The sequence below is a fragment of the Conexibacter sp. CPCC 205762 genome, assembly GCF_030646155.1.
Lineage (GTDB): Bacteria > Actinomycetota > Thermoleophilia > Solirubrobacterales > Solirubrobacteraceae > Conexibacter.
The window spans coordinates 1-24,834 of record NZ_JAUTDN010000058.1; the positions used below are offsets into that span (position 1 = coordinate 1).

Below are 24,834 nucleotides of genomic sequence, written 5' to 3' on the forward strand. Positions count from 1 at the left end.
CGCCGGGCCGCCTCCCGCCGCGCCGCCCGCCGCCAAGCCGCCGCCCGCCGCCAAGCCGCCGCCCGCCGCCAAGCCGCCGCCGGCCGGAGCCGATGCGGCTGCCTCCACCTCCCGCAGCGCCTGCTCGGCGCGGGCGCGGATGACGGCGACGGGGGTGCGCAGCTCGTGGGCGGCGTCGGCGAGGAAGGCCTCCTCGCGCTGGGCGACGGCGGCCGCGGGGCGCAGCGCGCGGCCGGCCAGCAACCAGCCGAAGGCGATCGTCAGCAGCCACAGCACGAGCGCGCCGCCGGCGATCTGGAGGGTCGACTCGCGGATCTCGTCGTCGGCGGCGGAGAGCGGCTCCAGCGCGACGATCGTCGCCAGCATCCGGTCGGCGCCGTAGATCGGGCTCGACGCGACGCGCACCTCCTCCCCGTCGACCTCGTCGCCGTAGACGGCGAGCTGCCGCTGCGTCCGCCCGACCTGCAGCGCTCTGCGCGCGGCCGCGCTGTCGACCTGCGCGCGCGGCCCGGCGACGACCTCGCCGCGCATGTCCACGACCAGCACGGGCGATCCCGGCCGACGCTCTCTGCCGAAGTAGCCGTCCGGCTGGCGATCGACCACCAGTCTGCTGGGATCGCCCTCGGGGTAGGCGTAGCCGTCGGCGGCGAGCGCGGTCGCCTCGATCCGGTGGTCGAGCCGCTCGTGCGCGCGGTCGCGCGCGGCGTCGATCGCGATCGCCGCGACCAGCACCAGCGCGACGAACGAGACGACCGCGTAGCCGGCCGTCAGCCGCCAGCGCAGCCGCCGCAGCCGCGGCCCGCTCACGCCGCCGCCTCACGCATCGTCCACCAGCCGGTAGCCCGCCCCGCGCACGGTCTCGATCGTCTCCGCCCCGAGCTTGCGCCGCAGCGCGCCGACGTGGACGTCGACGACGTTCGACTCCGGCTCGTAGGCGTGGTCCCAGCAGTGTTCGAGGATGTCGAAGCGGTCGACCACCTCGCCCGCGCGGTCGGCGAGGTAGGCGAGCAGCGCGAACTCCTTCGCCGTCAGCGGCACGATCACGCCCGCCTTGCGCACGCGCCGCCGCGCCGGCTCGATCCGCAGCGCGCCGACCTCCAGCACCGGCTGGCGCCGCACCGGCCCGCGCCGCAGCAGCGTCCGCACGCGCGCGACCAGCTCCTCGGTCGCGAACGGCTTCGTCAGGTAGTCGTCGGCGCCGCCCTCCAGCCCGGCGACGCGCTCGTCGATCGCGTCGAGCGCGGTCAGCATCAGGATCGGTGTCTCGACGCCGGCCGCGCGCCACTCGCGGCACAGCTCCAGCCCCTCGCCGTCGGGCAGGCGGCGGTCGAGCACGATCGCGTCGTAGGGGTGGACGTCGGCGTGGAAGCGCGCCTCGGCGACGGTCCCGGCGACGTCGACGCCGAACGCCTCCGACCGCAGCCGCTGCGCGACCGCGTTCGCCAGCTCGACCTCGTCCTCGACCACGAGCACGCGCATTGACGCGCCAGAATACCCGCCGTTCGGACGGCCCCGGCCCTGATCTCGCATCGTCGTCGCTCCGCTCAGGGCGCCGCGAGCGCCGCCAGCAGCAGGATCGAGCCGGCCGCGTAGTCGATCGCCGGCTCGGAGGTGACGTAGTCCTCGAGCCGGTCCTCGTAGGTCGCGCGCGCCGTGCTGAACGGTCCGCCGCGCGGTCTCCCGAAGCTCTGGTCGAGGATGTCCTTCAGCGGCGCCGGGCCGCCGACGACCGCCCCGCGCGGAAGTCCCGGACCTCTCTCGGAGGCCCAGTGGTGCGGGTGACGCGGCGACTTCGGCCCGTAGCCGGCGACGAAGCTGGCGCCCCACGGATTGCGGCCCAGCAGCCAGTCGCGCGCGTTCACGGCCGTGCCGCGCCCGTCGAGCCCTCTGTTGAGCGAGCCGGCGCGCGCGGCCAGCGCCGCCACCGCGCCGGCGCCGCCGTTCTCGCCGGTCTGCCCCCAGGTGAGGTAGCCGGGCGTGCCGAACGGGCCGATCTCCCATGACCGCCGCACCGCCTGCCCGCCCTGCAGGCCCAGCCCCGAGCAGGCGCCGCCGCGGGCCTCCGCGTCGGGGGCGGGCGCGCCGAGCACGCCACACAGCTCGGCCTGGCCGAAGCCGGCGAGCGCGTTCCAGCCGAGCCGGCCGTCGAGCTGCTGAACGCCGAGCCGGCTGCGCGCGTCGTCGAGGTACGGCCGCTCTCCGGTGACGCGGTAGAGCGCGGCCGCGCCGGAGGCGAGCGCGTCGCTCGGGTTCTCGCCGGTGTAGAAGTCGCCGGCCGGCGCGGGCAGCTTCGGCGAGGGGCCGTCGGCGGCGACGCCGGCCGCGTACCACTCGCGCGCCGCGCCGATCAGCGCCGGCTTCGCCGCCTCCGGTGCGCGCGCCGCCGCCATCGCGAGCGCGAGCGCGACCGCGCCGCCGAGGTCGCCGCCCATGTTCGGGTAGGCGAAGCGGGTCGCGATCCCCTCCTTGCCGGAGCCGTCGTCGCCGGCCGGGTCGCGGAAGCCGAGGTCGTGGTCGCGCTCGTCGCCGACCTGCGCGATGAAGAGGCCGGGCGCCGGGTGGGCCTTCAGCAGCCAGCGGACGCCGACGTCGGCGGTCGCCAGCAGCGCGGGCGCGTCGGCCGGGTCCAGCCGCGCCGCCGCCTGCAGCGCGGCCGTCGCGTACGCGGTCGTGCTGGTGAACTTGAGCATGTCGCCGGCGTCCATCCAGCCGCCGGTCAGGTCGAACCGCTGGCCGGCGTACGGCCCGCTCGCGACGACCGCGTCGTCGAGGTGCGCCGGGCCGTGGACGGGCGAGGGCTCGCTGCCGTCGGCGTTGGCGGCGAAGTACTGCAGGATCGCCGCGATCGGCGCCCGTTGCGCATCCCGTCGCACGACCCACGGCCGCGAGGTCAGGCCGGCCGCGCGGACGCGGTAGGAGCCCGCTCTGCGCAGCCGCGAGAGGTCGGCCCGCGCCAGCCGCCGCCACGGCGCCGGCTTGCCCTCGGCCGCGGTCAGCTTCCCGCGCAGGACGACGCGGCCGGCGCCGTCGAGCACGCGGAAGGGGCGGCCGCGCAGGTCGGCCGCCGAGCCGACGAGCGCGACCTTCGCGTCCGCCGGGAGGCTCGGCCCGCCGACGCGGATCGCCGTCGGGGCGGCGGCGGACGCGGGCGGCACGGCGGCGGCGAGCGAGCCTGCCGCCGTGCCCACGAGCGCGAGCGCGAGAGCCGCGCCGCCCTGGTGGCGGCGCGGTGAGGATGCGGAGCGACTCATCGCGGCAGCGTGAACGCGATGTCGAACGAGCGCGCCGTCCTGTTGCCCGCGGCGTCTATCGCGACCAGCTGCGCTCTGACGCGGCCGGCCTGCACCCGCCGCCGCGGGTCGGTCATGAACGTCTTCTTGAGGTTGATCGCCTTCGGCTTGGTCGGGAAGGTCGTTCTCGGCACATAGACGCCCAGCCTGGTCCAGATGAGGCAGTAGCGACCGATCCTCTTGCCCGGCGTGCATCTTCCCCCGCGCGGCTTGCGCCCGGCGACGCCGTGGTAGAAGGCGATCCGCACTCTCGCGTTCTCCGACAGTCTGAAGCGGACCGCGCGACCGCCCGCGATCGATCTGAACTCGAGCACCTTCGGGCGCACCAGGTCCTGGTTGCCGGGTCTGATCACCGGACCTCTTCTGAACGAGCCTCCCGGCTGGTCGACCGGCGCTCTCTGCCCCGCCGGAGCGATCCCGCGGCGCTGCTGGAAGAGCGCGACCGCAGCGGCCGCGTCGGCGACGCCGCCGCTGACCGACTTGCCCTGCCACGCCGCCGCTCTGCGGGCGCTGTCGACGATCGCTGAGCGCACGTCCGCCGGTCTCGCCGTCGGGTCGATCCCGAACAGGATCGTCGCCAGCCCGGCCGCCGTCGGCGCCGCCCACGAGGTGGCGCAGCCGGTCGGCACGAAGCCGCCGCCGTTGGCGGTCGTGACGTTGCCCTGCGTCGGCACCGCCACGTCGACCGTTCTGGCGCCGTAGGCGCCGCAGTCGAGTCCGTCGTCGGGCGCCGAGGTCGAGACGCAGATGACGTTGGGCGCGTCGAGACCGCACGGCTGCGGCGCCGGATCCTCGCCGTCGGCGTCGTAGGCGCCGCCGTTGCCGGAGGGGATCGTCACGAACAGCATCTCCGGGTGGCTGACGATCGCCTCTCTGAGCGAGTCCTCCAGCGGCCCCGACAACCAGCTGAAGCTGGCGACGCGCGCGCCGCGGTCGGCCGCCCAGCCGATCGCCGACGCCTGCACGTACTGGAAGCACTCGTCGTTGTCCCAGCAGGTCCGCAGCGCGATGAAGCGCGCGTTCGGCGCGACGCCCGCGCCGCCCGCGCCGTTGTTCCAGGCGGCGCCGAGGAGGCCGGCGGCCAGCGTCCCGTGGTCGCTGGAGCCGCCCGGGACGTTCGGGTCGTCGTCCGGCTTCAATCTGCCGTGGTGGTTGTCGTTGCCGATCAGGTCCCAGCCCGCTCTGCCGGCCGCGACCATGCCCGGGTCGGCGACCTCGTCCGGGTTGGGCGCGGCGACCGGCGCCGGCAGGGCGTACAGCCGCGGCGCGATGTCGGGGTGGTCGAGGTCGAGTCCGGTGTCGGCGACGAGCACCGGCACGTCGGCGAGCGGTCTGGCGACCAGGTCGAGCGCCTGCCCGACATGCATCAGCTGCAACGGCTGCTGGGAGGCCGCCTGCGGATCGGTCGGCGCAGCCGCTTGGGCGGCGGTCGCGGGCAGGGCGGCCGCCGCGACGCACGCGGCGAGCAGGCCCGTCAGGTGAAGGCGTCGGCTGGTCATGGCGTCGCACTCTCGTCGGGGCCGGATGAAGCGATCATGAAGAACCGTTTCCTGGAGTCGCAGCCGGCTCATCGCGGCAGCAGGAAGGCGATGTCGAAGGAGCGCGCCGTTCTGTTGCCCGCCGCGTCTATCGCGACCAGCTGCGCTCTGATGCGGCCCGGCTGCAGCCGGCGGCGCGGGTCGCTCATCAGCGTCGACTTGAGATTGAACGCCCGCTTGACGAAGCCCGCCGACGGTGCCAGCACGCCCTGCTTGGTCCAGACGATGCAGTAGCGGCCGATCTTCTTGCCCGGGGTGCATCTGCCGCCGCGCGGCTTGCGCCCGGCGAGCCCGCGGTAGAAGGTGATCCGCACTCTCGCCTTCTCCGACAGCCGGAAGCGGATCGTGCGGCCGCCTGCGATCGATCTGAAGTCGAGCACCTTCGGGCGCACGAGATCCTGGTTGCCCGGTCTGATCACGGGGCCTCTTCTGAGCGAGCCGGTCGGCGGCTGGACGACCGGAGGCTGCGGCGCCGGCGTGATCCCGCGGCGCTGCTGGAAGAGCGCGACCGCGGCCGCCGCGTCGGCGACGCCGCCGCTGACCGACTTGCCCTGCCACGCGGGCGCTCTGCGCGCGCTGTCGACGATCGCGGAGCGCACGTCGGCCGGTCTTGCGGCCGAGTCGATCCCGAACAGGATCGTCGCCAGCCCGGCCGCCGTCGGCGCCGCCCACGAGGTCGCGCAGCCGGTCGGGCCCTGCGAGACGGGGCCGCCGAGCGTCGAGCCGTTGCGGGTCGTGTAGTTGTTCTGCGTCGGCACCGCCACGTCGACCGATCTCGGCCCGTAGGCGCCGCAGTCGAGCCCGTCGTCGGGCGCCGAGGTCGAGACGCAGATGACGTTGCCGACGTCGAGGTTGCACGGCATCGGGTTGTCGCCGTCAGCGTCGTAGGCGCCGCCGTTGCCCGACGGGATCGTCACGAACAGGACCTCGGGATGGTCGACGATCGCCTTGCGCAGCGGCGAGTCGGCGTCGAGCGGCCCGGACAGCCAGCTGAAGCTGACGACGCGCACGCCGAGGCTGGCAGCCCAGTCGATCGCGGCGCCCTGGATGTGCTCGTAGCACTCGTCGCCGTCCCAGCAGGTGCGGGCGGCGAGGAAGCGCGCGTTGGGCGCGACGCCGGCGCTGCCGATGCCGTTGTTCCAGGTCGCGCCGAGCAGGCCGGCGACGGCGGTGCCGTGGCCGCTCCCGCCGTCGGGATCGTGCGGGTCTATGTCCGGTCTCGTGCTTCTGCCGACGTTCGCGCCGCCGATGAAGTCCCAGCCGATCGAGCCGGCCGGGACGGTGCGGACTCTGTCGTTGTCGGGGTCGGCGACCTGGCTGTCGACCGGCGTTCTCCACAGCCGCGGGTTGATGTCGACGTTGCTCCACTCCAGGCCGGTGTCGGCGACCATCACCGGCACGTCGGCGAGCGGTCTGGCGATCAGGTCCAGCGCCTGCCCGACATGCATCAGCTGCAGCGGCTGCTGGGAGGCCGCCTGCGGATCGGTCGGCGCCGCCGCTGAGGCGGTCGCGGGAAGGGCTGCGGCCGCGACGCACGCGGCGAGCAGGCCCGTCAGGTGAAGGCGTCGGCTGGTCATGGCGTCGCACTCTCGTCGGGGCCGGATGAAGCGGTCATGAAGGACCGCTTCATGGAGTCTTCACGGCCGCGACGCCGGCTGCAACCCCGAGAGATCGGCGCGCCGCCCCCTAGAAGCCGCCGCCTGCCCCCTCCCCAGCCGTCGCGGCCGCGCGCGCCGCGCCGGCCGTGACCGCGGCGGGCACCGCGAACGTCGTGCTGGCGCGGTTGGGCAGGTCGATCCGGCGCCCGCCGAGACGGCCGCGGATCCGTCTCGGCGTGATCGTCACGACGCCGTGCGCCGCCGCGGCGCCGCCGACCCGCAGCCGGTAGCGCAGGTCGAGGTCGTCAGAGTCGATCGCCGCCGAGCGGCCGTTCACGCGCAGCCCCGCGACCACCGTGTAGTCGCTGATGTCGAAGCTGCTGACCGTGTACTCGCCGCGCTGCCGGGCGCCGCCGCCGCGCAGCCCGCCCCAGCCCAGCTTCGGCTGTCTCGGGTCGTCGATGTCGGTGCCGAGCGAGGCGATGAGCGTCAGCCCGCGCATCCAGTCGAGGTCGCCGTAGGTCGCCTCCAGCCCCGCGACCGTCCGCGCGACCCGCGGCGGCAGCCCAGCGCGCTCGGCCGGCAGCGCGGCGAGGCGGGCCGGCACGAACGGCCGCACCGCGAGCGTGTTGCGATCCGCTCGCGCGGGCGGGCAGTCGCGCACCGTGCCGCCGGTCAGGAAGGCGCGCAGCGCTCTGGTCGTGCAGCCGGTGCGCAGCGCGTCCCACGACAGCACCGAGTGGCCGACGCCCGGCGCCGTCACGAGCCGTGCGCGCGGCAGCAGTCTGGCGACCGCGATCGCGTCGGCGGTCGGCGTGCGCAGGTCGGCGGTGCCGCTCAGCAGCAGCGCAGGCACGTCAGGCAGCGGCGCGGCGCTCTGCGGCAGCGGCTCCTCCGGCCAGGCGCGGCAGAGCGCGAGCCCGCCGTCGGCGCGCAGCGTCGCGGCGTCGAACGGCGCCAGCGCCTCCGCCGGCAGCGCCGCGAGCGCGCTCTCGGTCGCGGCGCGGCGCTGCGCCAGCGGCGTCCCCGCCGGCCACGGCGCGGCGCCGTCGAGGCAGCGGGTCGCGACGAAGAGCGCGTCGTCGTCACTCGGCCCGCCGTCTCCGTCCTTGAAGACGTCAGGCCCGAGCAGCTGCGCCAGCGGCGCACCGTCGCCGGCGGCCGCCGAGCGCAGCGCGGCCGGCAGCGGCGCCCGTTCGAACGGGTTGAGGTCGCCGGCGAGGAGCAGGCCGAGCACCCGCTCGGGCGTGATCGCGAGCGTGTGGGCGCGGCCGCGGCGGTCGTACCAGCGGGCGGGCAGCGGGCCGTCGGCGCGCAGCCTGCGCACGAGCGCGGTGAGGTCCTCACCGGCGTCGCGCGTGAACGGGCAGGCGCGGCCGCACAGCTCGCGCAGCATCGGCGCCGTCGCCGCCAGCGTCGAGAGCTGGAACGGGTCGACCGTCTGCGGCACGACCGAGTCGAGCACCAGTCGCTCGACGCGCTCCGGGTGGCGGGCGGCGTAGTCGAGCGCGACCTTCGTCCCGTAGGAGGTGCCGTAGAGCGTCACTCTCGCGACGCCGAGCGCAACCCGCAGCGCCTCGAGATCGGCGACCGAGTCGGCGCTCGCGTAGCTGCGGCGGGCGTCGCCGAGCCGCCGCGCGCAGGCGCCGATGCCGGCGTCGAGCTGCGCCTCCGAGCGGATCGTCTCCAGCGACGGGCAGGAGAGCGCGTCGCGGCCGGTGCCGCGCTGGTCGATCGCGACCAGCTGGCGGCCGCGCAGCGTGGCCGCGCCGAGCTGCTCGGCGGCCGAGTACAGCAGCGGCGTCGCGTCCTGGCCGGGGCCGCCCGCGAGCACCACGATCGTCTCCCGTGCCGGCCCGCTGCGCGGCCGCAGCAGCTTCAGCGCAAGTCTCAGCCGGCGTCTGCCGACGGCAGCGCCGGCGGCGTCGCGCGCGAGCGGGACCGAGAGCGTGCCGCAGCGGGGGTCGGCGGTCGGCTTCGGCTGGTCCGGCAGCCCGTAGAGCATCTCGTCGGGACAGGCTCTCAGCCCGAATCCGGCGGCCGGGGCGGCGGCCGGTGCCGTGGCGCCCGCGCACACGGCGAGGACCGTCAGCGCTGTCAGTCGCTTCGCGCGCGTTCGCATCGCGGCAGCGTACCGGCGCCGCGCGCTCTCCTACCGCCGGCGCGCCAGACGAGCCGGTCCGCGCCCAGCTGTTTCTGTGCCCGCTAGGCTGGCCCGATGGCGGAGCAGCTCTACGAGGTCGGCGACGGCGTGACGCTCTGCGCGGAGACGTTCGGCGACCCGGCCGCCCCGCCGCTGCTGCTGGTGATGGGCCTGGGGATGCAGATGATCCGCTGGCACGAGTCGCTGATCGACGAGCTGACCGGCGCCGGCCTCTACGTGATCCGCTTCGACAACCGCGACAGCGGCCGCTCGACCTGCTTCCCGGAGATCCCGCCGCCGACGCCGATCCAGCTCGTGCGGCGCCGCTTCGACCCGCGCCAGTACACGCTCTCCGACATGACGCGCGACACCGTCGGGCTGCTCGACGCGCTCAGACTCGACCGCGTCCACGTCGCCGGCGCCTCGATGGGCGGGATGATCGCCCAGACGCTCGCCGCCGAGCATCCCCGCCGCGTCCGCTCGCTCACCTCGATCATGTCGAGCACGGGCGCCCGCTGGAACGGCCAGCCGGCGCTGAGAACCTACCCGCTGCTGCTGCGCCGGCCGGCGCGCGACCGCGACGCCTACATCGCCCAGCAGGTCGCCGTCCACGCCGCGATCGGCTCCCCCGGCCACCCGGCCGACGACCCGATCTTCCTCGAGATCGCGCGCCGCAGCTACGAGCGCAACCCCGACCCGCGCGGCACCGGCCGCCAGCTCGCGGCGGTGCTCGCCTCCGGCGACCGCACCCGCGCGCTGCAGCGGATCTCGGCGCCGACGCTCGTGATCCACGGCGACGCCGACCGCATGATCGCCGTCTCCGGCGGCCGCGCGACGGCGCGCGCGATCCCCGGCGCCGACCTCCACATCGTCGCGGGCATGGGCCACGACCTCCCGCGCGACGTCTGGCCCGAGGTGCTCGGCGCGCTGACCGCGCACGTCAAGAGCGCCGAGCGCGAGCGCTCCCAGCTCGCGCGCAGGTAGCGGGGTAGCGGCGGACGGCGGCTCGCGCGGCGGGCGCAATCGCCCGCCGCGGTAGCGGCTAGTTCTGCTCGGCGGCCAGCCGGTCGCGCGCGCGACCGCGGGCCATCTTCTGGCGCGTCGTCTGGTCGAGGTAGACCTTGCGCATGCGCACGGCCGCCGGCGTCACCTCGACGCACTCGTCCTCACGCACGAACTCCAGCGCCTGGTCGAGCGAGAGGATCTTCGGCGGCACCAGCCGCTCCAGCTCGTCAGCGGTCGAGGAGCGGATGTTGTTGAGCTTCTTCTCGCGCACGGCGTTGACGTCGAGGTCCTCCTGGCGCGCGTTCTCGCCGACGATCATGCCCTCGTAGACCTCCACGCCGGGGCCGACGAAGAGGATCCCGCGCTCCTGCAGGCCGAACAGCGCGAACGAGGCGACTCTGCCGGAGCGGTCGGCGACGAGCGAGCCGGAGGGGCGCGTGCGGATCTCGCCGTGCCACGGCTCCCAGCCCTCGAAGACGTGGTTGATGATCCCGGTGCCGCGCGTCTCGGTCAGGAACTCCGTGCGGAAGCCGATCAGGCCGCGGGCCGGCACGACGTAGTCCATCCGGACCCAGCCGGTGCCGTGGTTGATCATCTGCTCCATGCGGCCTCTGCGCAGCGCGAGCAGCTGGGTGACGACGCCGACGTAGTCCTCGGGGATGTCGATCGTCATCCGCTCCATCGGCTCGCACAGCTTGCCGTCGATCTCCTTCGTGACGACCTGCGGCTTGCCGACGGTCAGCTCGTAGCCCTCGCGCCGCATCAGCTCGACCAGCACCGCCAGCTGCAGCTCGCCGCGGCCCTGGACCTCCCAGGTGTCCGGGCGCTCGGTGTTCAGCACGCGCAGCGAGACGTTGCCGATCAGCTCGGTGTCGAGGCGGCTCTTGATCAGGCGGGCGGTGATCTTGTTGCCCTTCTCCTGACCGGCGAGCGGCGAGTTGTTGACGCCGATCGTGACCGACAGCGACGGGTCGTCGACGTGGATCACCGGCAGCGGGCGCGGGTCGTCGACGTCGGCGAGCGTCTCGCCGATCGTGACGTCGGAGATGCCGGCGATCGCGATGATCTCGCCGGGGCCGGCCTCGCTCGCCTCGACGCGCTCGAGCGCCTCGGTGATGAAGAGGTCGGTGATTCTGACTCTCTCGACCGAGCCGTCGGTGCGGCACCAGGCGATCGTCTGACCGCGTCTGATGATGCCGTGGCGCACGCGCGCCAGCGCGATCCGGCCGAGGTACGGCGACGCGTCGAGGTTCGTGACGAGCGCCTGCAGCGGGTGGGCCTCGTCGTAGCTCGGCGGCGGGACGTGCTCGACGATCAGGTCCAGCAGCGGTCTCAGGTCTCTGCCGTCGACCGGGTTGTCGGGGTCGTAGTCGACCGACGCCCAGCCGTCCTTGGCGTTCGTGTAGACGATCGGGAACTCGATCTGCGACTCGTCGGCGTCGAGGTCGAGGAACAGCTCGTAGACCTCGTCGACGACCTCTCTGATGCGCGCGTCGGGGCGGTCGACCTTGTTGATCACGAGGATCACGGGCAGGCGCGCCTGCAGCGCCTTGCGCAGCACGAAGCGCGTCTGCGGCAGCGGGCCCTCGGAGGAGTCGACCAGCAGCAGGACGGCGTCGACCATCGTCAGGCCGCGCTCCACCTCGCCGCCGAAGTCGGCGTGGCCGGGGGTGTCGATGATGTTGACCTTCACATTGCCGTACTGGACGGCGGTGTTCTTCGCGAGGATCGTGATGCCCTTCTCGCGCTCGAGGTCCATCGAGTCCATGACGCGCTCTGCAACGTCCTGGTTGGCGCGGAACGCACCCGACTGCCAGAGAAGCTTGTCGACGAGGGTCGTCTTCCCGTGGTCGACGTGGGCGACGATCGCGACGTTGCGGAGATCTGAACGAATAGCCATGGCGACGGGCCAGGATAGCCGTGGTGGCGGTCCGCGCGCGGACCGGTCGGTGTGCGGCACCCCGGCGGCGGGCATCTGAACAGCAGTCCCCGCCCGTTGCATGGGTTCGAGAACGACGACCGGGCGGGGATCCGCTCAGAGCCCGCGTGGTTGCGACGCGGGCGTGCAGGCACGGCGCTTCAGCGTCCGTGCCGTCGAACGTCGAGGACGTTGGCGCCGCAGCTCGTCGCGAGCAGCTCTGCGGCGGGCCGCGGTGCCGCGCCCTCGTGCGATCGCCTCCAGCCGCTTGATGCGCACCTCGATCGTGCGCAGCCTTCTCGTCGCTGCGACGCAGGCCGCGGTCTTCGCTCTGACGCTCACGCCCGCACCGGCGTCGGGCGTGACGGGCGCCGGCGCCTGCGGCGACGACGGCGCCGAGGTCGGCGCGGTGTCGCCTCTGGGCGCGCCCAGCCCGCCGAGCGGGATCGTCAGCGGGCCGGCGTCGTCGGCGGCGTCGATCGGGACGCCGTCGTCGCCGACGACGTGGAAGCGCGACCAGATCGGCATCGCGATCGTCGCCGTCGCCGGGATCCCCAGCTGCGACGGGACCAGCGACCAGGTCGCGCCGCCGATGTCGGTCGTCGCCGCCGGCACGGCCGCGGCGCTCCAGCGCGTCAGCACGGGATCCCAGCGCAGCGCCTGCCACGTGGTCGTCCCCTGCGTCGGGGTCGCGACGATCTTCGCGTCGGCGCCGGCCTCGGTCACGCTGCCGCTGCCGGGCAGCCAGTCGAGCAGCCACGAGACCGTGATTCTCGCCGGCACGCAGAGACCGGAGGGCATCGGCACGCAGCCGCCCCAGCCGGCCGGCGGGCGGGCGACGATCCGCGTCCGCACGGTCAGCGTGCCGTCGTCGCCGACGGTCGCCGTCGTCGTGCCGAGGTCGGGCACGTACGGCGTCTCCTCGAACGGCTCCTCGGCCGTCACCGTGATGGCGGCGCGCGCGCCAGCCGGCGCCAGCGCCAGCAGCACCGCCGTCGTCAGCGTCAGGAACAGAGATCCACGGATCTGCATCGATGGGGAAACCGTTTTGGAGGACCGATGTTGCGCATCATCTACGAACGCCGACGCGCCAGCTCTGCGAGTGCCTCCTCGATCCGCTCCAAACGTACGTCGAGTGCGGCGACCTGCTCGCGCAGCCGCGCCGCCTCGGAGGCGTCCCGCTGCTCCTCCTGCTCGAAGTCGCGCACGACGAAACGCTCCGCGATCGCGCCGACCAGCAGCGTCCCGAAGCCGATCCCGACGACCATCACGGCGATCGCGATGATTCTGCCGCCGAGCGTGACGACCTCGGGATCGCCGTAGCCGACGGTCGTCATCGTCTGCGCCGCCCACCAGATCCCCTCCCACTCGCTGGTGCGGTGCTCGACGGTCGCGAACGCGGTCCCGCCCGCTATCAGCGTCAGGAAGGCGAGCAGCGCGGCGTAGCGCACGCCCTCCAGCGAGAAGGCGGTGCGCGCCAGCGGCGCGACGCGCAGCAGCCGCAGCAGCCGCAGCAAGCGCAGCAACCGCGCCGCCGCCAGGCTCGCGGGCAGCACGGGCGGGCTGAAGACGGTCGCGATCACGTCGATCGGGTGCTCGCGCAGCCAGCGCCTGCGGTCGGGCACGATCGCGAGCATCACGACCAGCTCGGCGAAGAAGACCAGCCACGTGCCCCAGTCGAGGATCGTCTCGATCGCCGGCCACGGCCCGTCGAGGTCGGACTGGTCGATGATCAGCATCGGGATCACCAGGAACGCCGCGATCAGCAGCGGCAGCTCGAACCGTCTCGCCCAGCGTTCCGAACGCGCATCCATCCCGGGGCGTCTTCGACGCCGCTCGCGGGAAGACCTCCAGTGTGCCGCCGCGCTCGCTGCAGACGACCTTCGCCCAGCTCTACGCCGAGGTCGACGCGACGATGCTGATCGTCACCTGCGCGGCCGGCGGGGAGCGGGCCGGCTGCCTCGTCGGCTTCTCGACGCAGACCTCGATCGACCCGCCGCGCTTCCTCGCCTGCATCTCGCGCGAGAACCACACGTTCCGGGTCGCAGCGCAGGCGCAGACGCTGCTCGTCCACCTCGTCGACGAGCAGGCGGCCGACCTCGCGGAGCTGTTCGGCGGCGAGAGCGGCGACAGCGTCGACAAGTTCGCCCGCGTCGCGTGGAGACCGGGCCCCGGCGGCGCGCCGCTGCTGGAGCGGCTGCCGACCTGGTTCGCCGGCCGCGTGCTGGAGCGGATCGCGCTCGGCGACCACAGCGGCTTCCTGCTCGAGCCGATCGAGGGCGCCGCCGGCCGCGGCGAGCAGCCGCTGCGCTTCCATCGGGCCAGAGCGATCCGCCCCGGCCACGCGCCCTGAGCGCCGCCCCAGGGCGCGCGAGCCCTCAGCAGGGCACGAGCCCGAGCGAGCCGCCGCTCTCGCCGGAGTAGTCCGGGATCCAGCGGACGCAGGTTCTGCTGCCGCCTGTGCCGCCGCCTCCACCGCCGCTCGGCGGATCGCGACGGGGCTTGCGCACGAGCACGGTGCGCTCGCCGACGACGGCCAGCCGGCCGGCTCTGGCCGACACCCTCAGGTCGGTCGCGGTGTCCGCTCGCTCGCTCAGCCGGATGCGGATCGAAACCGTCGCGCGGCCGCCCGGCCGGATCGAGCGCACGGTCACGGTCCGCGGCGCGGCGCTCATCCCGCGCGCCTTCGCGAGCCGCAGGACGACGCGACCGGTCGGCGCGTCGCCGGGATTGGTGACCGTCGCCTTCACCGTGAAGCCGCGCCCCGACCGGACGCGTCTCGGCGCGCCGAGGCCGAGCGCGAGGCCCGGCAGCGCTCTCAGCGGCAGCGGCCCGATCGTGTCGTGGACGAGCTCCGGTCTGCCCGGTTCGCTCAGCATCACGATCGCGCAGTCGACGCGCAGCCCGGCGAGACGCCGATCGGTGACGGTGAACTGCTGCCGGGCGGTGGCGCCGCCGCGCTTGCCCGACTCGCCCTGCGCGGTCACCGTCGTCGGGCTCGCGAAGCGGTGCCAGAGGGCGTCGAACTCGTCGGTGAAGGAGCCGAAGCCGGCGGCGGGGCTGCCGTCGCAGCCGCCCGCCGTGCGGCGCGCGACGAGGACCGAGAGGAACCCCGGCGCCGCGACCGGATCGCCCCGCAGCGCGACCGCCGCGACCAGCTCGCCGCTGCGGCGGTCGTACCCGACGCCCGCCCCGACGAGGTCGCGGCCGGGCACCGGCTGATCGCCTGCGGGGTCGCTGCCGGTCGCGACGAACGCGGCCTGCGCACCCGCCGGGATCAGGCAGCCGACGCAGAGCGCGGCGACGAGGGCGAGACGGACGGACGACGGCATGCAGCGAACCTCCGGTCGACTCGAGCGCATCCACACGCGATCGAGATCAGCACGACGCGTCGACCATATCGGAGCGTCCCCACGCCAGCGCGCTCGCGCCCGGCGACGCCCCCTGAGGGGTTCACCCCTGACCTATCCCTGGTCTTGCCCCGACGGGCCGAATTGGGGATGACAGCGGCCCGCGGCCGCCCCATGATCGCCGCATGGGACTGCTCGAGAAGGCGACCAAGCTCGCCACGACCGCGAAGGGCCAGTACGACGAGCTGCGCGCCACCCGCGACGAGGCGGCCGTGAAGCCGGTCGCCGTGACGCCGCTCAGCGACCACGAGCGCGACGTGCTGCAGCACGCGCTGCGCCACGGCGCGCCCGACCCGGCCGCGCTCTGCTCGCGCGCCGAGGCCTCCCACGTGCTCGGCGTCGAGCTGGGCGAGGGCCGCCTCACCTACGACGACAGCCAGGTCGGGCTGGAGTACGCCGCCGCCGGCCGCAGGCAGGACCGCTGGTCGGTCTCCGTCGGTGCCTGGCACGGCGACGCGGACGGCTTCTTCCCGGCCGAGCAGTACGCCTTCATCGCCGAGCACGTCGAGGGCGAGCCGCTCGACGGCCTCGGCGAGGCGGCGGTCTGGGACGGCGAGCGGCTGTACGTGCTGGCCGCGCCGCTGCTGTTCCAGGTCGAGGTGCGCACGCCCGCCGGCGGCGGCCACCGCCCGGAGGCGGAGGCCGTCGCGCGGCGGGTGCTCGCGCGGGTCGCCTCCTAGGCCGTCGTGAAGCGGGCGGCCAGCCGCTGCAGCTGCTCGGCCGTTCTCGCCAGCTCGGCGGCGGAGGCGGCGATCTCCTCGGCGGAGGCGCTCGTCTCCTGCGTCGAGGCGGAGACCTGCTCGGTCGCGGCGCTCGTCTGCTCGGCGATCGCGGCGACCGAGGCGATCTCGTCGCGGACGCGGCCGCCGGAGGCCTCGATCAGCGTGACCGCCTGCTCGATCTCGTTCACGCGCCCGTCGACGTCGGCGACCGAGTCGCGGATGCGACGGAAGGTCTCGCGCGCCTGGCCGACCGTCTCGACGCCGACCAGCGTCCGCTCGCCGCCCTCCTCGACAGCCGTCACGGCGGAGGCGGTGCCGCGGCTGATCTCCTCGATCAGCTCGGCGATCGAGCGGGCCGCCTGGCGCGACTCCTCGGCCAGCTTGCGCACCTCCTCCGCGACGACCGCGAAGCCGCGGCCCTGCTCGCCGGCGCGCGCGGCCTCGATCGCGGCGTTGAGCGCCAGCAGGTTCGTCTGCTCTGCGATCCCGGTGATCGTCGAGACGATCCCGCCGATCCGCTCCGACTTCGCCCCCAGCTCGCGGATCGCGACGGTCGCCTCGCCGGAGGACTGGCGCATCGCCTCCATCGCGCCGGTCGCCTGCTCGACCGCCTCGGCGCCCTCCTCCGCCAGCCGCCGCGCCTGCGCGACCGCCGCGTTGGCGGTGCGGGCCGAGGTCGTCGAGCTGGCGACCGCCTCGAACACCTCCTGGTTGGCGGCGCGCGTGCTGCCGACGGTCGCGACCTGGCGCTCGGCGCCCTGCGCGACCTCGGCGATCGCGCCGGCGATCTCGTTGACGGCGCGGCCGGCCTCCTCGGAGGTCGACGCCATCTGCTGCGAGGCGGCCGAGACCTCGCCGGAGGTGCGCTTGACCTCGTCGAGCATCGCCGACAGCTGGCGGCGCATCCGCTCGTAGCTCTCGACGCTGGAGCTGGCGCGCACGAGCATCCCGTCGAAGATCTCCGCCAGGCGGCCGTCGGCGTCCAGCGGCGTCGTCGCGACCGCGGCCGCGCGCGTCAGGTCGCCGTCGGCCATCGCGCCGAGCCCGTCGCCGAGCTGCGCGAGGTCGTGCTGCTCGAGCGAGTCCATCCGCTCGATCAGCGCCTCCAGGCACGACTGCTCGCCGAGCGCGGCGCGCATCTCGTCCGACATGCGCGCGAAGGCGTGGCCGAGCACGTCCTGCTCGGAGGCCGGTCTGACGCGCGTCGAGAGGTCGCCGGCGGCCATCCTGTCGGCGGTCGCGGCGAGCCCGCGCAGGTAGGCGACCATCTCGCCGAAGGCGCCGGCCATCCTGCCCAGCTCGTCGCGCGAGCGGACCGGCACGTCGATCTCGAGATCGCCGCGGCTGATCCGCTCGGCCGCCGCGGCGGTCTCGCGGATCGGGCGCGAGAGGCGCGCGGCGATCAGCCAGACGACGCCCGCGGCGACGAGCAGCGCGATCAGGCCGACGACCAGCAGCAGCGTCCGCAGCTTGTGCGCCTGCGCGAGGATCTCGCTCTTGGGCGCGACCGTGACGAAGCCCCAGCCGCCGGTTCTGACCGGCGCCGTGAACATCACGACCTGCTCGCCGGTGCGCGGGTCGGTCGTCTCGACGCGCACGCGTCTGCCGGCGATCACGGCCTGCTGGACGCGCGCGAGGTCGCTGTTGCCTTGTCTGGCGCCGTAGTCGGCGAGCGTCGTCGTGCCGATCAGCCTTCTGTCGGGGAAGGAGACGAAGCTGCCCTTCGCGGAGATCGCGAAGGCGTAGCCGCTGTCGAGGAATCTGACCGCTCTGACGGCCGCGTCGAGGTCGGTCAGCTTCTTGTCGACCGAGGCGGTCCCGACGAATCTGCCGTTGCGCAGCAGCGGCGCGGTGTACGAGGTGATCAGCAGCCCGTCGAACAGGTACGGCTCGACGACGCCCTCTCTGCGCGTGTCGCGCGAGAGCGTCCAGTAGGCCTCGTTCTCGTCGAGCGTCGAGCTGAGCTGGACGCTGCCGGTGAGGCGGTCCCAGTAGGGCGCGAAGCGGCCGTCTCTCATCGACCCGGGCGCGTTCGCATGCTGCGCGTCGCGACCGTCGAAGGCGTTGGGCGTGTACGCGAGGTAGACGCCGCCGAGCTGCGGGTTGCGCTCGATCAGCTCCTTCAGCTGGCCGATCAGCTCGCCGCGATCGCCGGAGCGGTTGGCGGCGCCGAGCGCGGCGACCGCGCGCGCGGCCGACTGGTTCTCGCTCGCCTGCGCCTCGAACGCGTTCGCCTCTCTGCCGGCGAGATCGGTCGCGGCGTCGTAGACGGCGTCCTGCTGGGCGCTGGTGACGCGCTGGACGGCTATGACGGTCAGGCCGCCGATCGCGAGCGCGATCACGGGCAGGATCGTGAGCAGCAGCTTCCCGCGAACCGACCGCGGCCCCAAGTTCGAAAGTCTCCTCATGCCCGTGTCGTCGGCGGGTCGCAAAACCGCTTTAGCAGTTGCCCTGACGAGTGGCCGACCATCGTGCGCCGCTGCTGGCAACCTATAGGTGTCCCCACCCAAACCTATAGGCGACGCCTCCTCGAAAGCAGTTACGTTGTCCGCGTGTCGGAAAACCGTCGGCTGGATGTCCGACGTGCGTCCGATGTACGGTGGCTTGGGAGGAGTGAAGGTGTCGGTCCCCACAATCATGAGGTGCTGAATGAAGCTGTCGGTTTTGCGGCCCCTGCGGCTGCTGTTCGTCGTTGCGTTGCTTGCGATCGGTCTCGTCGCGGCCGGCTGCGGCTCTGACGACGACGACGGAGGCTCGTCCTCCTCCGCGTCGACCACCGCGTCCACGACGGCAGACTCGGGTGCCGCCGCCGGTGGTGCGATCGCCGTCCCGGACGACATCAGATCCAAGGGCACGCTGACGGTCGCCACCGACCCGACGTACGCCCCGAACGAGTTCGTCGAGAGAGGCAGCACCACGATCGTCGGCATGGACGTTGACCTGATCAACGCCATCGCCGAGAAGCTCGGCCTCAGAGCCGACGTCCAGAAGGCGACGTTCGACGCGATCATCCCCGGCCTCGCGGCCAGAAGATACGACGTCGGCATCTCGTCCTTCACGGACACGAGAGAGCGTGAGGCGACGGTCGACTTCGTCACCTACTTCAGCGCCGGCACCTCCTTCTACATCAGAAGAGGCGGCCCGGACATCGCCACGCTCGAGGACATCTGCGGCGAGAAGGTCGCGGTCGAGAAGGGCACGACCCAGGCGACGGACGTGCAGACGCAGAACAGAAGATGCGACACGCCGGCTGACCTGCAGGTCTATCCGGACCAGAACGGCGCCAACCTGGCGATCCAGTCCGGCCGCGCCGACGTCGGCATGGCCGACTCGCCGGTCGCCGCCTACATCGTCAAGCAGTCCAACGGCGCGTTCGAGCTCGACGGCGAGCCCTACGGCACCGCCCCCTACGGCATCGCACTGCCGAAGGAGAGCGGTCTCGAGGAGCCGATCCAGGAGGCGCTGAGAGCGCTGATCGAGGACGGCACCTACCTCACGATCCTCAGAAGATGGGGTGTCGAGCAGGGCGCGATCACCGATCCCGTCATCAACGGGGCCGTCGACTGATCGACCTGATCCACTGATCGGAGCAGTCCCCTGTCCACGTCAGACATCGAGTCCGCCGGCATCACGCCGGCGGGCTCCCCCGCCGGGTCGCCCCCCCAGGCGCCCAGAGCGATCCCGGTGCGCCACTACGGCCGCTGGGTCGCCGCCTTCGTCGTCTTCCTGATCGCCGGCTCGCTGGTGCGATCGGTCGTCACCAACGACCGCTTCGAATGGGGCGTCGTCGGAGACTTCCTGTTCGACAGACGCGTGCTCGACGGCCTCGTGCTGACGCTCGAGCTGACCGTCTGCGCGATGATCGCGGGCGTCGTGATCGGCATCGTGCTGGCGATCATGCGGCTGTCGCCGAACCCGCTCGTGTCAGGCGCGAGCGGCTTCTACATCTGGCTCTTCCGCGGCACCCCGGTGCTCGTCCAGCTGCTGTTCTGGAACTTCATAGCGGCGCTGTACCCGACGATCGACCTCGGGATCCCGTTCCTCGCGCCAGATCTCATAAGCCTCAACGCGAACACGGTCATCACGCCGTTCATCGTCGCCCTGCTCGGCCTCGGCCTGAACGAGGGCGCGTACATGGCGGAGATCGTCCGCGCGGGCGTGCTGTCGGTCCCCGAGGGGCAGACGCAGGCCGCGCAGGCGCTCGGCATGTCGCGCCTGCAGACGATGCGGCGGATCGTGCTGCCGCAGGCGATGCGCGTGATCATCCCGCCGACCGGCAACGAGACGATCTCGATGCTGAAGACGACCTCGCTGGTGTCCGTGATCGCCTATGCCGAGCTGCTGTACGCGTCGCAGCTGATCTACTCGGAGAACTACAGAACGATCCCGCTGCTGATCGTGGCGTCGATCTGGTACCTGATCATGACGACGATCCTGTCGATCGGTCAGTACTACCTCGAGCGCCGCTACGGGCGCGGCCATTCGCGCAACCTGCCGAAGACGCCGTTCCAGAAGCTCAAGAGCGTGCTCGTGCCGGGTCATGAGAGACCGGCGATCACGCCCGAGGGAGGTGGCCTGTGAGCGTCACGCCGATGGTCGAGGCCGAGCTGGTCTGCAAGCACTTCGGCCGCAACGAGGTGCTGAGAGGCGTCTCGCTGACCGTCCAGCCGGGCGAGGTGATGTGCATCATCGGCCCGTCCGGCTCGGGCAAGTCGACGATGCTGCGGTGCGTCAACCACCTCGAGCAGGTCGACGCCGGCCGCCTGTCGGTCGACGGCCAGCTGGTCGGCTACCGGCAGGAGGGCGACAAGCTCTACGAGCTGCGGGAGAACGAGGTCGCCCAGAAGCGGGCCGACATCGGGATGGTCTTCCAGCACTTCAACCTGTTCGGCCACATGACGGCGCTGCAGAACGTCTGCGAGGCGCCGGTGCAGGTGAAGAGAATCCCGAAGAAGCAGGCGCGCGAGACGGCCACCGCGCTGCTCAACCAGGTCGGCCTCGGCGACAAGCTCGACGCCTACCCGTCGCAGCTCTCCGGCGGCCAGCAGCAGCGCGTCGCGATCGCCCGTGCGCTCGCGATGAGACCGAAGCTGATGCTGTTCGACGAGCCGACCTCCGCGCTCGACCCGGAGCTGGTCGGCGACGTGCTGAACGTCATGCGCGAGCTGGCCAGAGAGGGCATGACGATGCTCGTCGTCACGCACGAGATGGGCTTCGCGCGTGAGGTCGCCGACACCGTCGTCTTCATGGACGGCGGCGTGATCGTCGAGTCCGGCTCGCCCGCCCAGGTGCTGGGCAACCCCCAGGAAGCGCGCACGCGCGACTTCCTCAGCAGAGTGCTCTGACGTGGGCAGGAGCGGGCGGCTCGGCCGCCCGCTCCACTGCCTCGCAGCAACCCCGCAACGATCGGCCCTCCGCTTCGTCCATGCCTCCGACGTCCGATCAGCGGGCGTCACAGGACGAACCCCTATCCCGGAATAGTCGCTCTCTGCGAAGTTCAGCGCTGAATACCTGCGCATGAACTTCTCAGGTTGCTTAAGCTTCCCGCCGTGCCGCCTTCGGGGGAAAGCTGGTCGATCGCTGTCAGGAGGGACCGGCGATGTCGATGAAATACGCAGTGCTGGGGATGCTGATCGAGCGGCGCGGCTACGGGTACGACCTCGCCAACCGGCTGCAGAGACGGCTCGGCCCCGGCTTCAGAGCGGCCTACGGCGCCGTCTATGTCTCGCTCGACCAGCTCGCCAAGGAAGAGCTCGTGGCCGAGTCCAAGCGCGTCCAGGTCGGCCGTCAGGTCAAGGTCTACTACGCCGCCACCCCGGCCGGCGAGGAGCGCTTCCGCGCATGGATGCGGGAGGCGCCGAGCCGCGAGCCGCTGCGCGGCGAGCTGTACCTGAAGCTGGCCGTCGCCCAGGGCGCCGACCTGTCGCTACTGCGCGACGAGCTGGAGCGGCTCGAACGCGAGTGCCTCAGGGACATCGAAGCGCAGACGGCGCTGATCGCCGCGCGCGACGGCGGCGGCGCCGACGTGCGCTGGGAGGAGGCGGTCCGCTGGCTCGCCGACTCGGCCGTGATCGAGCGGCTGCACAGCGACCTGCGCTGGATCCGCATGGCCGTCAGGACCGTCGCGAGCGTCACCGACGACGGCAGCGTCTCGCGCGACGCGCTCGCGCGCGCCGCCGAGTACGCCGCGGCGGCCTAGGACAGCGCCAGTCTGCGCTGGGCGCTCCAAGCGGCCAGCAGCGCCTGCGAGGCGGCGGTCGCGAGCCGATCCTCCAGCATCGGCACGCTCGGCGGCTCGCCGGCGACGAGCGCCTCGTCGAGCCACAGCGAGGCGAGCGTCAGCGCGACCGAGCGCACGAGCGTCAGCGTCGCCGGCTCGTCGAAGCCGGAGGGATCCTCCGCCAGCCCGCCGACGGTCAGCTTCTCGGCCGCCAGGTCGAGCACCGCGCGCAGCCGCTCGCCGTGGTCTCTGCGGCCCTCGTAGGCGTCGAGCGCGAAGACGATCGCCGCCGCCACCTCCAGCCACAGCGCCCGCAGCCACGGCAGCTCCTCCGCCCCCTGCGGATGGCGCAGGATCTGCTCGATCTGCCACGTCGCCTGCTCGACGTGCGCGAGCGTCGCGCCCGGCTGCTCGTAGACGCCGACGCCGAAGTCGGGCGTGTCGCGGCGCAGCAGCGCGGCGGCGTCGTCGAGCAGCGGCTGCAGCGCCGAGCGCGCCGCGAACGCCTCCTCCAGCGAGGTCGCGCCGGCGAGCTGGTGGATCGCGACCAGCTCCGCGACCGAGACCGCGACCGTCTGCGCGCCGATCACCGCGTCGGGGCCGATCGCGGCGCCGAACATCGCCATGCGCGCGTCCAGCTCGGCCGGGCGCGGGCGCGGGCTGGCGGTGCCGAGCCGGCGGTCGCGCTCCCACCGCCTCAGCGGCCGCTCCAGTCTGCGCAGCCAGGCGTAGTCGTGCAGGTCGGCGTCGCGCTCTGCGTTGACGACGCGGGCCAGCACCAGCAGCCGCGCGATCAGCGCGATGCGCTGCTCGTCGTCGCCGTTGAAGGTGAGGTCGACGACGTCGCCGAGGTAGCCCTCGACCGGCTCGACGGCGAGCGGGCGCGGCGGGCCCGCGGTCCGCTCCATCGCGTCGGCGACTGCGCGCAGCAGGTCGGCGATCTCCTGGTCTGTCGTCGTGAGGTCGGGGGGCACTGTGCGTGTCTCCGCGCTGCGATCCACCGCGGATCATGACCAATCCGGCGGCTGGTCACCCCGGTGGCGTCAGCAGGGGGCGAAGATCTGCTCGTGTTCGCGCGCCAACGTGCGTCGCAACGAGAAGAAGCCGATCGCGCCGCCGATCAGCGGCAGCCAGAACAGGATCACACGATACGCGAGCACGGCGGCCGCGGTCGCTGCGGCCGGCGCGCCGAAGACGACCAGCGTCCCGATCAGCCCGCCGTCGATGCCGCCGATGCCGCCCGGGATCGGCAGCAGCCCGCCGAGCTGGCCGATCAGGTAGCCGAGCAGCACGATCCAGATGCTGACGTGGGCGCCGAAGGCGTGGAAGGTCGCCCACAGCACGGCGTTGTCCCAGACCCAGTAGCCGAAGGCGCCGATCAGCACGAGCGGGTCGCGGGCGCGGGCGATCTCGACCGCCTCGCGCGTGCCGGTGATGACGCTTCTGCGCGCCACCGCGACGGCGCGGCGGGTCTTGGAGGCGTCCGCCGGCGCGGGCGCGCCCTCGCCGATCCGCGGCAGCAGCACGATCGCCACGATCACGAGCACCGACAGGAAGGCCGGGAAGGCGGTCAGCCACAGCGACAGGTCGGGGCCGAACAGGCCGAGCGCGAGCACGGTGCCGATCACCGCGACGGCGACGAAGTTGACCGATGACTTGATCAGGAAGAACGCGACCGAGCGGCGCGCGACGCGCTCCGGCGCCATCCCGCCCTGGACCAGCGCCCACGCGCCGAGCGCGAGGCCGGCGGCGCCGCTGGCGGGGACGATCGAGCCCATCCCCAGCTCCGACCAGCCGATCTGCGACGCCGACTTCCACGGCATCCGGCGGCAGAAGATCGGCCGGAACATGAGGATGTAGGAGATGCAGGAGAGCAGCTCGAGCCCGACCGCGACCGCGATCCACGCCGGCTTCGCCTCGCCGAGGTGCTCGCGCACCTCCCCCAGGCCCGGCGCCAGCAGCGCGACGAGCACGAGCACGCCGATCAGCAGCGCGACCTTGAGCGCGTGCTTGAGCAGCGTGCGCGGCTCGAACTCGCTCGGCAGCGACGAGCGCTCGGAGGCGTTGCGCGGCGGGTTCGCGGTCGAGCCGCCCGCGGCCGAAGTGGCGACTTCCGGTGGGGGTGGCGGGGGACTCACGACATAAATTGTTGCACGCGCATACAAATCGGCGCGCGGGCGCTGGTCGCGAGCCCCGTTTGGCTGCTCGCTACTGCGGTCTGATCGGCCCGTGCAGCTTCAGCAGCTCGCGGTTGGCGGGCGTGTCCGGCAGCACGCGGTAGTCGAGGATCCGCTCGACCGAGTCGTTCGTGAAGCGGACGCCGGCTCTGCGCGACTCGCTGTGCTTGCGCAGCTCCAGCGGCTCGTAGCTGGCGGCGTCGACCAGCAGCTCGTCGCGGTCGCCGTCGAGCGGCCGCTCGTCGGCGCCGGTCACCAGCAGCCGCCAGGCTCTGCGGCCGTCGACGGTCGTCTCCCCCAGCAGTCTCATGTGGGCTTCGCCTCGCTGGGCCTGCACGAACAGTCTGTGCGTGTCGAAGACCGGCGACGGGACGCTCCACGCTCTCTCCTGCCGGCGGTCCTCTCTCGCGATCGGGTCGTACGTCTCCTGCACCGGGACGCCGTCGGTCCAGGCGGTCGCGTCGTCGACCCCGGCCGGCAGGCTCGCGCCGCCGCTGGTGTCGGTGACGAGCAGGCGGTTGGCGACGACGCCGCCGTCGCCGCCGAACAGCACGAAGCCGGTGCCGCGGGTGAAGAGGCCGCCGTCTCTGCCGCCGCCGCTCCAGCTGACGTCGCGGCGGCTGTCGATCATCACGATCGTGTTCGGCGCCGGGCTGGTCGCCTGCGCGGCGCGCGCGACGACCTGTCTCGCGGTCGCCTGCGCCGTCACCGGCCCGGCGCCGCTCGCGCCGAAGCCGACCAGCAGCGCGAACGCGCCGGCCGCCAGCGCCGCGAGCCCGCCGGCTCCGGCCCCCGCGCTCGCGCCGCGGCGGC

The 24,834-nt window shown here is 73.2% G+C and carries 20 protein-coding genes and 1 pseudogene; 7 read left to right on the forward strand and 14 right to left on the reverse strand.

Annotation, left to right across the window (positions count from 1 at the left end; all coding sequences use genetic code 11):
* From Q7L73_RS26340 to Q7L73_RS26365, 6 genes and pseudogenes are all read right to left on the reverse strand, one after another.
* Positions 1–807 (reverse strand): annotated as a pseudogene (locus Q7L73_RS26340) (hypothetical protein); the annotation flags it as partial.
* A 9-nt stretch (positions 808–816) separates the two neighbouring features.
* Positions 817–1,479, reverse strand: coding sequence for a response regulator transcription factor (locus Q7L73_RS26345; protein ID WP_304694805.1), 663 nt, complete (start codon positions 1,477–1,479; stop codon positions 817–819).
* Positions 1,480–1,544: 65 nt separating this feature from the next.
* Positions 1,545–3,251, reverse strand: a complete 1,707-nt coding sequence (locus tag Q7L73_RS26350; RefSeq protein WP_304694803.1) for a glycoside hydrolase family 9 protein — start codon at positions 3,249–3,251, stop codon at positions 1,545–1,547.
* The gene (locus Q7L73_RS26355) at positions 3,248–4,789 is read right to left on the reverse strand and encodes a S8 family serine peptidase (RefSeq protein ID WP_304694801.1); all 1,542 of its coding nucleotides are present in this window, start codon (positions 4,787–4,789) and stop codon (positions 3,248–3,250) included. Before Q7L73_RS26355 ends, Q7L73_RS26350 begins: the two co-directional genes overlap by 4 nt.
* 68 nt (positions 4,790–4,857) lie before the next feature.
* The gene (locus tag Q7L73_RS26360; RefSeq protein ID WP_304694799.1) at positions 4,858–6,405 is read right to left on the reverse strand and encodes a S8 family serine peptidase; all 1,548 of its coding nucleotides are present in this window, start codon (positions 6,403–6,405) and stop codon (positions 4,858–4,860) included.
* A 109-nt stretch (positions 6,406–6,514) separates the two neighbouring features.
* On the reverse strand, positions 6,515–8,548 hold the full coding sequence (locus Q7L73_RS26365) for an alpha/beta fold hydrolase (RefSeq protein WP_304694797.1): 2,034 nt from the start codon (positions 8,546–8,548) through the stop codon (positions 6,515–6,517).
* A 96-nt stretch (positions 8,549–8,644) separates the two neighbouring features.
* On the opposite strand from Q7L73_RS26365, the gene Q7L73_RS26370 reads away from it, so the two are divergent.
* Positions 8,645–9,553 carry an alpha/beta fold hydrolase gene (locus Q7L73_RS26370; protein WP_304694795.1) on the forward strand — a complete coding sequence of 303 codons (909 nt, stop codon included), beginning with the start codon at positions 8,645–8,647 and terminating at the stop codon, positions 9,551–9,553.
* Positions 9,554–9,611: 58 nt separating this feature from the next.
* On the opposite strand, the gene typA is transcribed toward Q7L73_RS26370, so the two are convergent.
* From typA to Q7L73_RS26385, 3 genes are all read right to left on the reverse strand, one after another.
* Positions 9,612–11,474, reverse strand: coding sequence for a translational GTPase TypA (gene typA / locus Q7L73_RS26375; protein ID WP_304694793.1), 1,863 nt, complete (start codon positions 11,472–11,474; stop codon positions 9,612–9,614).
* Between the two features lie 135 nt (positions 11,475–11,609).
* The gene (locus Q7L73_RS26380; RefSeq protein ID WP_304694791.1) at positions 11,610–12,524 is read right to left on the reverse strand and encodes a hypothetical protein; all 915 of its coding nucleotides are present in this window, start codon (positions 12,522–12,524) and stop codon (positions 11,610–11,612) included.
* 41 nt (positions 12,525–12,565) lie between these two features.
* Entirely contained in the window at positions 12,566–13,306 is a 741-nt protein-coding gene (locus tag Q7L73_RS26385; RefSeq protein WP_304694789.1) for a potassium channel family protein, read from the reverse strand.
* 41 nt (positions 13,307–13,347) lie between these two features.
* On the opposite strand from Q7L73_RS26385, the gene Q7L73_RS26390 reads away from it, so the two are divergent.
* Positions 13,348–13,845 carry a flavin reductase family protein gene (locus tag Q7L73_RS26390; protein WP_304694787.1) on the forward strand — a complete coding sequence of 166 codons (498 nt, stop codon included), beginning with the start codon at positions 13,348–13,350 and terminating at the stop codon, positions 13,843–13,845.
* A 25-nt stretch (positions 13,846–13,870) separates the two neighbouring features.
* On the opposite strand, the gene Q7L73_RS26395 is transcribed toward Q7L73_RS26390, so the two are convergent.
* A complete protein-coding gene (locus Q7L73_RS26395; protein ID WP_304694785.1) occupies positions 13,871–14,824 on the reverse strand; it encodes a hypothetical protein in 954 nt (317 codons plus the stop codon).
* Between the two features lie 203 nt (positions 14,825–15,027).
* Between Q7L73_RS26395 and Q7L73_RS26400 the strand changes: the two genes are divergently transcribed.
* A complete protein-coding gene (locus tag Q7L73_RS26400) occupies positions 15,028–15,582 on the forward strand; it encodes a hypothetical protein (protein WP_304694783.1) in 555 nt (184 codons plus the stop codon).
* On the opposite strand, the gene Q7L73_RS26405 is transcribed toward Q7L73_RS26400, so the two are convergent.
* The gene (locus Q7L73_RS26405; RefSeq protein WP_304694781.1) at positions 15,579–18,014 is read right to left on the reverse strand and encodes a methyl-accepting chemotaxis protein; all 2,436 of its coding nucleotides are present in this window, start codon (positions 18,012–18,014) and stop codon (positions 15,579–15,581) included. The two genes, Q7L73_RS26400 and Q7L73_RS26405, sit on opposite strands and share 4 nt — an antisense overlap.
* A gap of 259 nt (positions 18,015–18,273) precedes the next feature.
* Here Q7L73_RS26405 and Q7L73_RS26410 point away from each other — a divergent pair, with 259 nt between their 5' ends.
* From Q7L73_RS26410 to Q7L73_RS26425, 4 genes are all read left to right on the forward strand, one after another.
* Entirely contained in the window at positions 18,274–19,191 is a 918-nt protein-coding gene (locus Q7L73_RS26410; protein WP_304694779.1) for an ABC transporter substrate-binding protein, read from the forward strand.
* A 60-nt stretch (positions 19,192–19,251) separates the two neighbouring features.
* Entirely contained in the window at positions 19,252–20,205 is a 954-nt protein-coding gene (locus Q7L73_RS26415; protein WP_370552454.1) for an amino acid ABC transporter permease, read from the forward strand.
* An 11-nt stretch (positions 20,206–20,216) separates the two neighbouring features.
* A complete protein-coding gene (locus Q7L73_RS26420) occupies positions 20,217–20,969 on the forward strand; it encodes an amino acid ABC transporter ATP-binding protein (RefSeq protein WP_370552453.1) in 753 nt (250 codons plus the stop codon).
* Positions 20,970–21,223: 254 nt separating this feature from the next.
* Positions 21,224–21,823, forward strand: a complete 600-nt coding sequence (locus Q7L73_RS26425; RefSeq protein WP_304694773.1) for a PadR family transcriptional regulator — start codon at positions 21,224–21,226, stop codon at positions 21,821–21,823.
* Here the strand turns inward: Q7L73_RS26425 and Q7L73_RS26430 are convergent.
* From Q7L73_RS26430 to Q7L73_RS26440, 3 genes are all read right to left on the reverse strand, one after another.
* The gene (locus Q7L73_RS26430) at positions 21,820–22,818 is read right to left on the reverse strand and encodes a hypothetical protein (protein WP_304694771.1); all 999 of its coding nucleotides are present in this window, start codon (positions 22,816–22,818) and stop codon (positions 21,820–21,822) included. The two genes, Q7L73_RS26425 and Q7L73_RS26430, sit on opposite strands and share 4 nt — an antisense overlap.
* 69 nt (positions 22,819–22,887) lie before the next feature.
* Positions 22,888–23,982, reverse strand: a complete 1,095-nt coding sequence (locus Q7L73_RS26435; RefSeq protein WP_304694769.1) for a flippase-like domain-containing protein — start codon at positions 23,980–23,982, stop codon at positions 22,888–22,890.
* Between the two features lie 70 nt (positions 23,983–24,052).
* The coding region (locus tag Q7L73_RS26440) for a hypothetical protein (protein WP_304715718.1) at positions 24,053–24,834 on the reverse strand (782 nt) is incomplete at its 5' end.

Excerpts from the sequence above, each read along its gene's own strand:
- Q7L73_RS26345 (WP_304694805.1), bottom strand. The coding sequence starts at position 1,479 with ATGCGCGTGCTCGTGGTCGAGGACGAGGTCGAGCTGGCGAACGCGGTC.
- Q7L73_RS26350 (WP_304694803.1), bottom strand. The coding sequence starts at position 3,251 with ATGAGTCGCTCCGCATCCTCACCGCGCCGCCACCAGGGCGGCGCGGCT.
- Q7L73_RS26355 (WP_304694801.1), bottom strand. The coding sequence starts at position 4,789 with ATGACCAGCCGACGCCTTCACCTGACGGGCCTGCTCGCCGCGTGCGTC.
- Q7L73_RS26360 (WP_304694799.1), bottom strand. The coding sequence starts at position 6,405 with ATGACCAGCCGACGCCTTCACCTGACGGGCCTGCTCGCCGCGTGCGTC.
- Q7L73_RS26365 (WP_304694797.1), bottom strand. The coding sequence starts at position 8,548 with ATGCGAACGCGCGCGAAGCGACTGACAGCGCTGACGGTCCTCGCCGTG.
- Q7L73_RS26370 (WP_304694795.1), top strand. The coding sequence starts at position 8,645 with ATGGCGGAGCAGCTCTACGAGGTCGGCGACGGCGTGACGCTCTGCGCG.
- typA (WP_304694793.1), bottom strand. The coding sequence starts at position 11,474 with ATGGCTATTCGTTCAGATCTCCGCAACGTCGCGATCGTCGCCCACGTC.
- Q7L73_RS26380 (WP_304694791.1), bottom strand. The coding sequence starts at position 12,524 with ATGCAGATCCGTGGATCTCTGTTCCTGACGCTGACGACGGCGGTGCTG.
- Q7L73_RS26385 (WP_304694789.1), bottom strand. The coding sequence starts at position 13,306 with ATGGATGCGCGTTCGGAACGCTGGGCGAGACGGTTCGAGCTGCCGCTG.
- Q7L73_RS26395 (WP_304694785.1), bottom strand. The coding sequence starts at position 14,824 with ATGCCGTCGTCCGTCCGTCTCGCCCTCGTCGCCGCGCTCTGCGTCGGC.
- Q7L73_RS26400 (WP_304694783.1), top strand. The coding sequence starts at position 15,028 with ATGGGACTGCTCGAGAAGGCGACCAAGCTCGCCACGACCGCGAAGGGC.
- Q7L73_RS26410 (WP_304694779.1), top strand. The coding sequence starts at position 18,274 with ATGAAGCTGTCGGTTTTGCGGCCCCTGCGGCTGCTGTTCGTCGTTGCG.
- Q7L73_RS26420 (WP_370552453.1), top strand. The coding sequence starts at position 20,217 with ATGGTCGAGGCCGAGCTGGTCTGCAAGCACTTCGGCCGCAACGAGGTG.
- Q7L73_RS26425 (WP_304694773.1), top strand. The coding sequence starts at position 21,224 with ATGTCGATGAAATACGCAGTGCTGGGGATGCTGATCGAGCGGCGCGGC.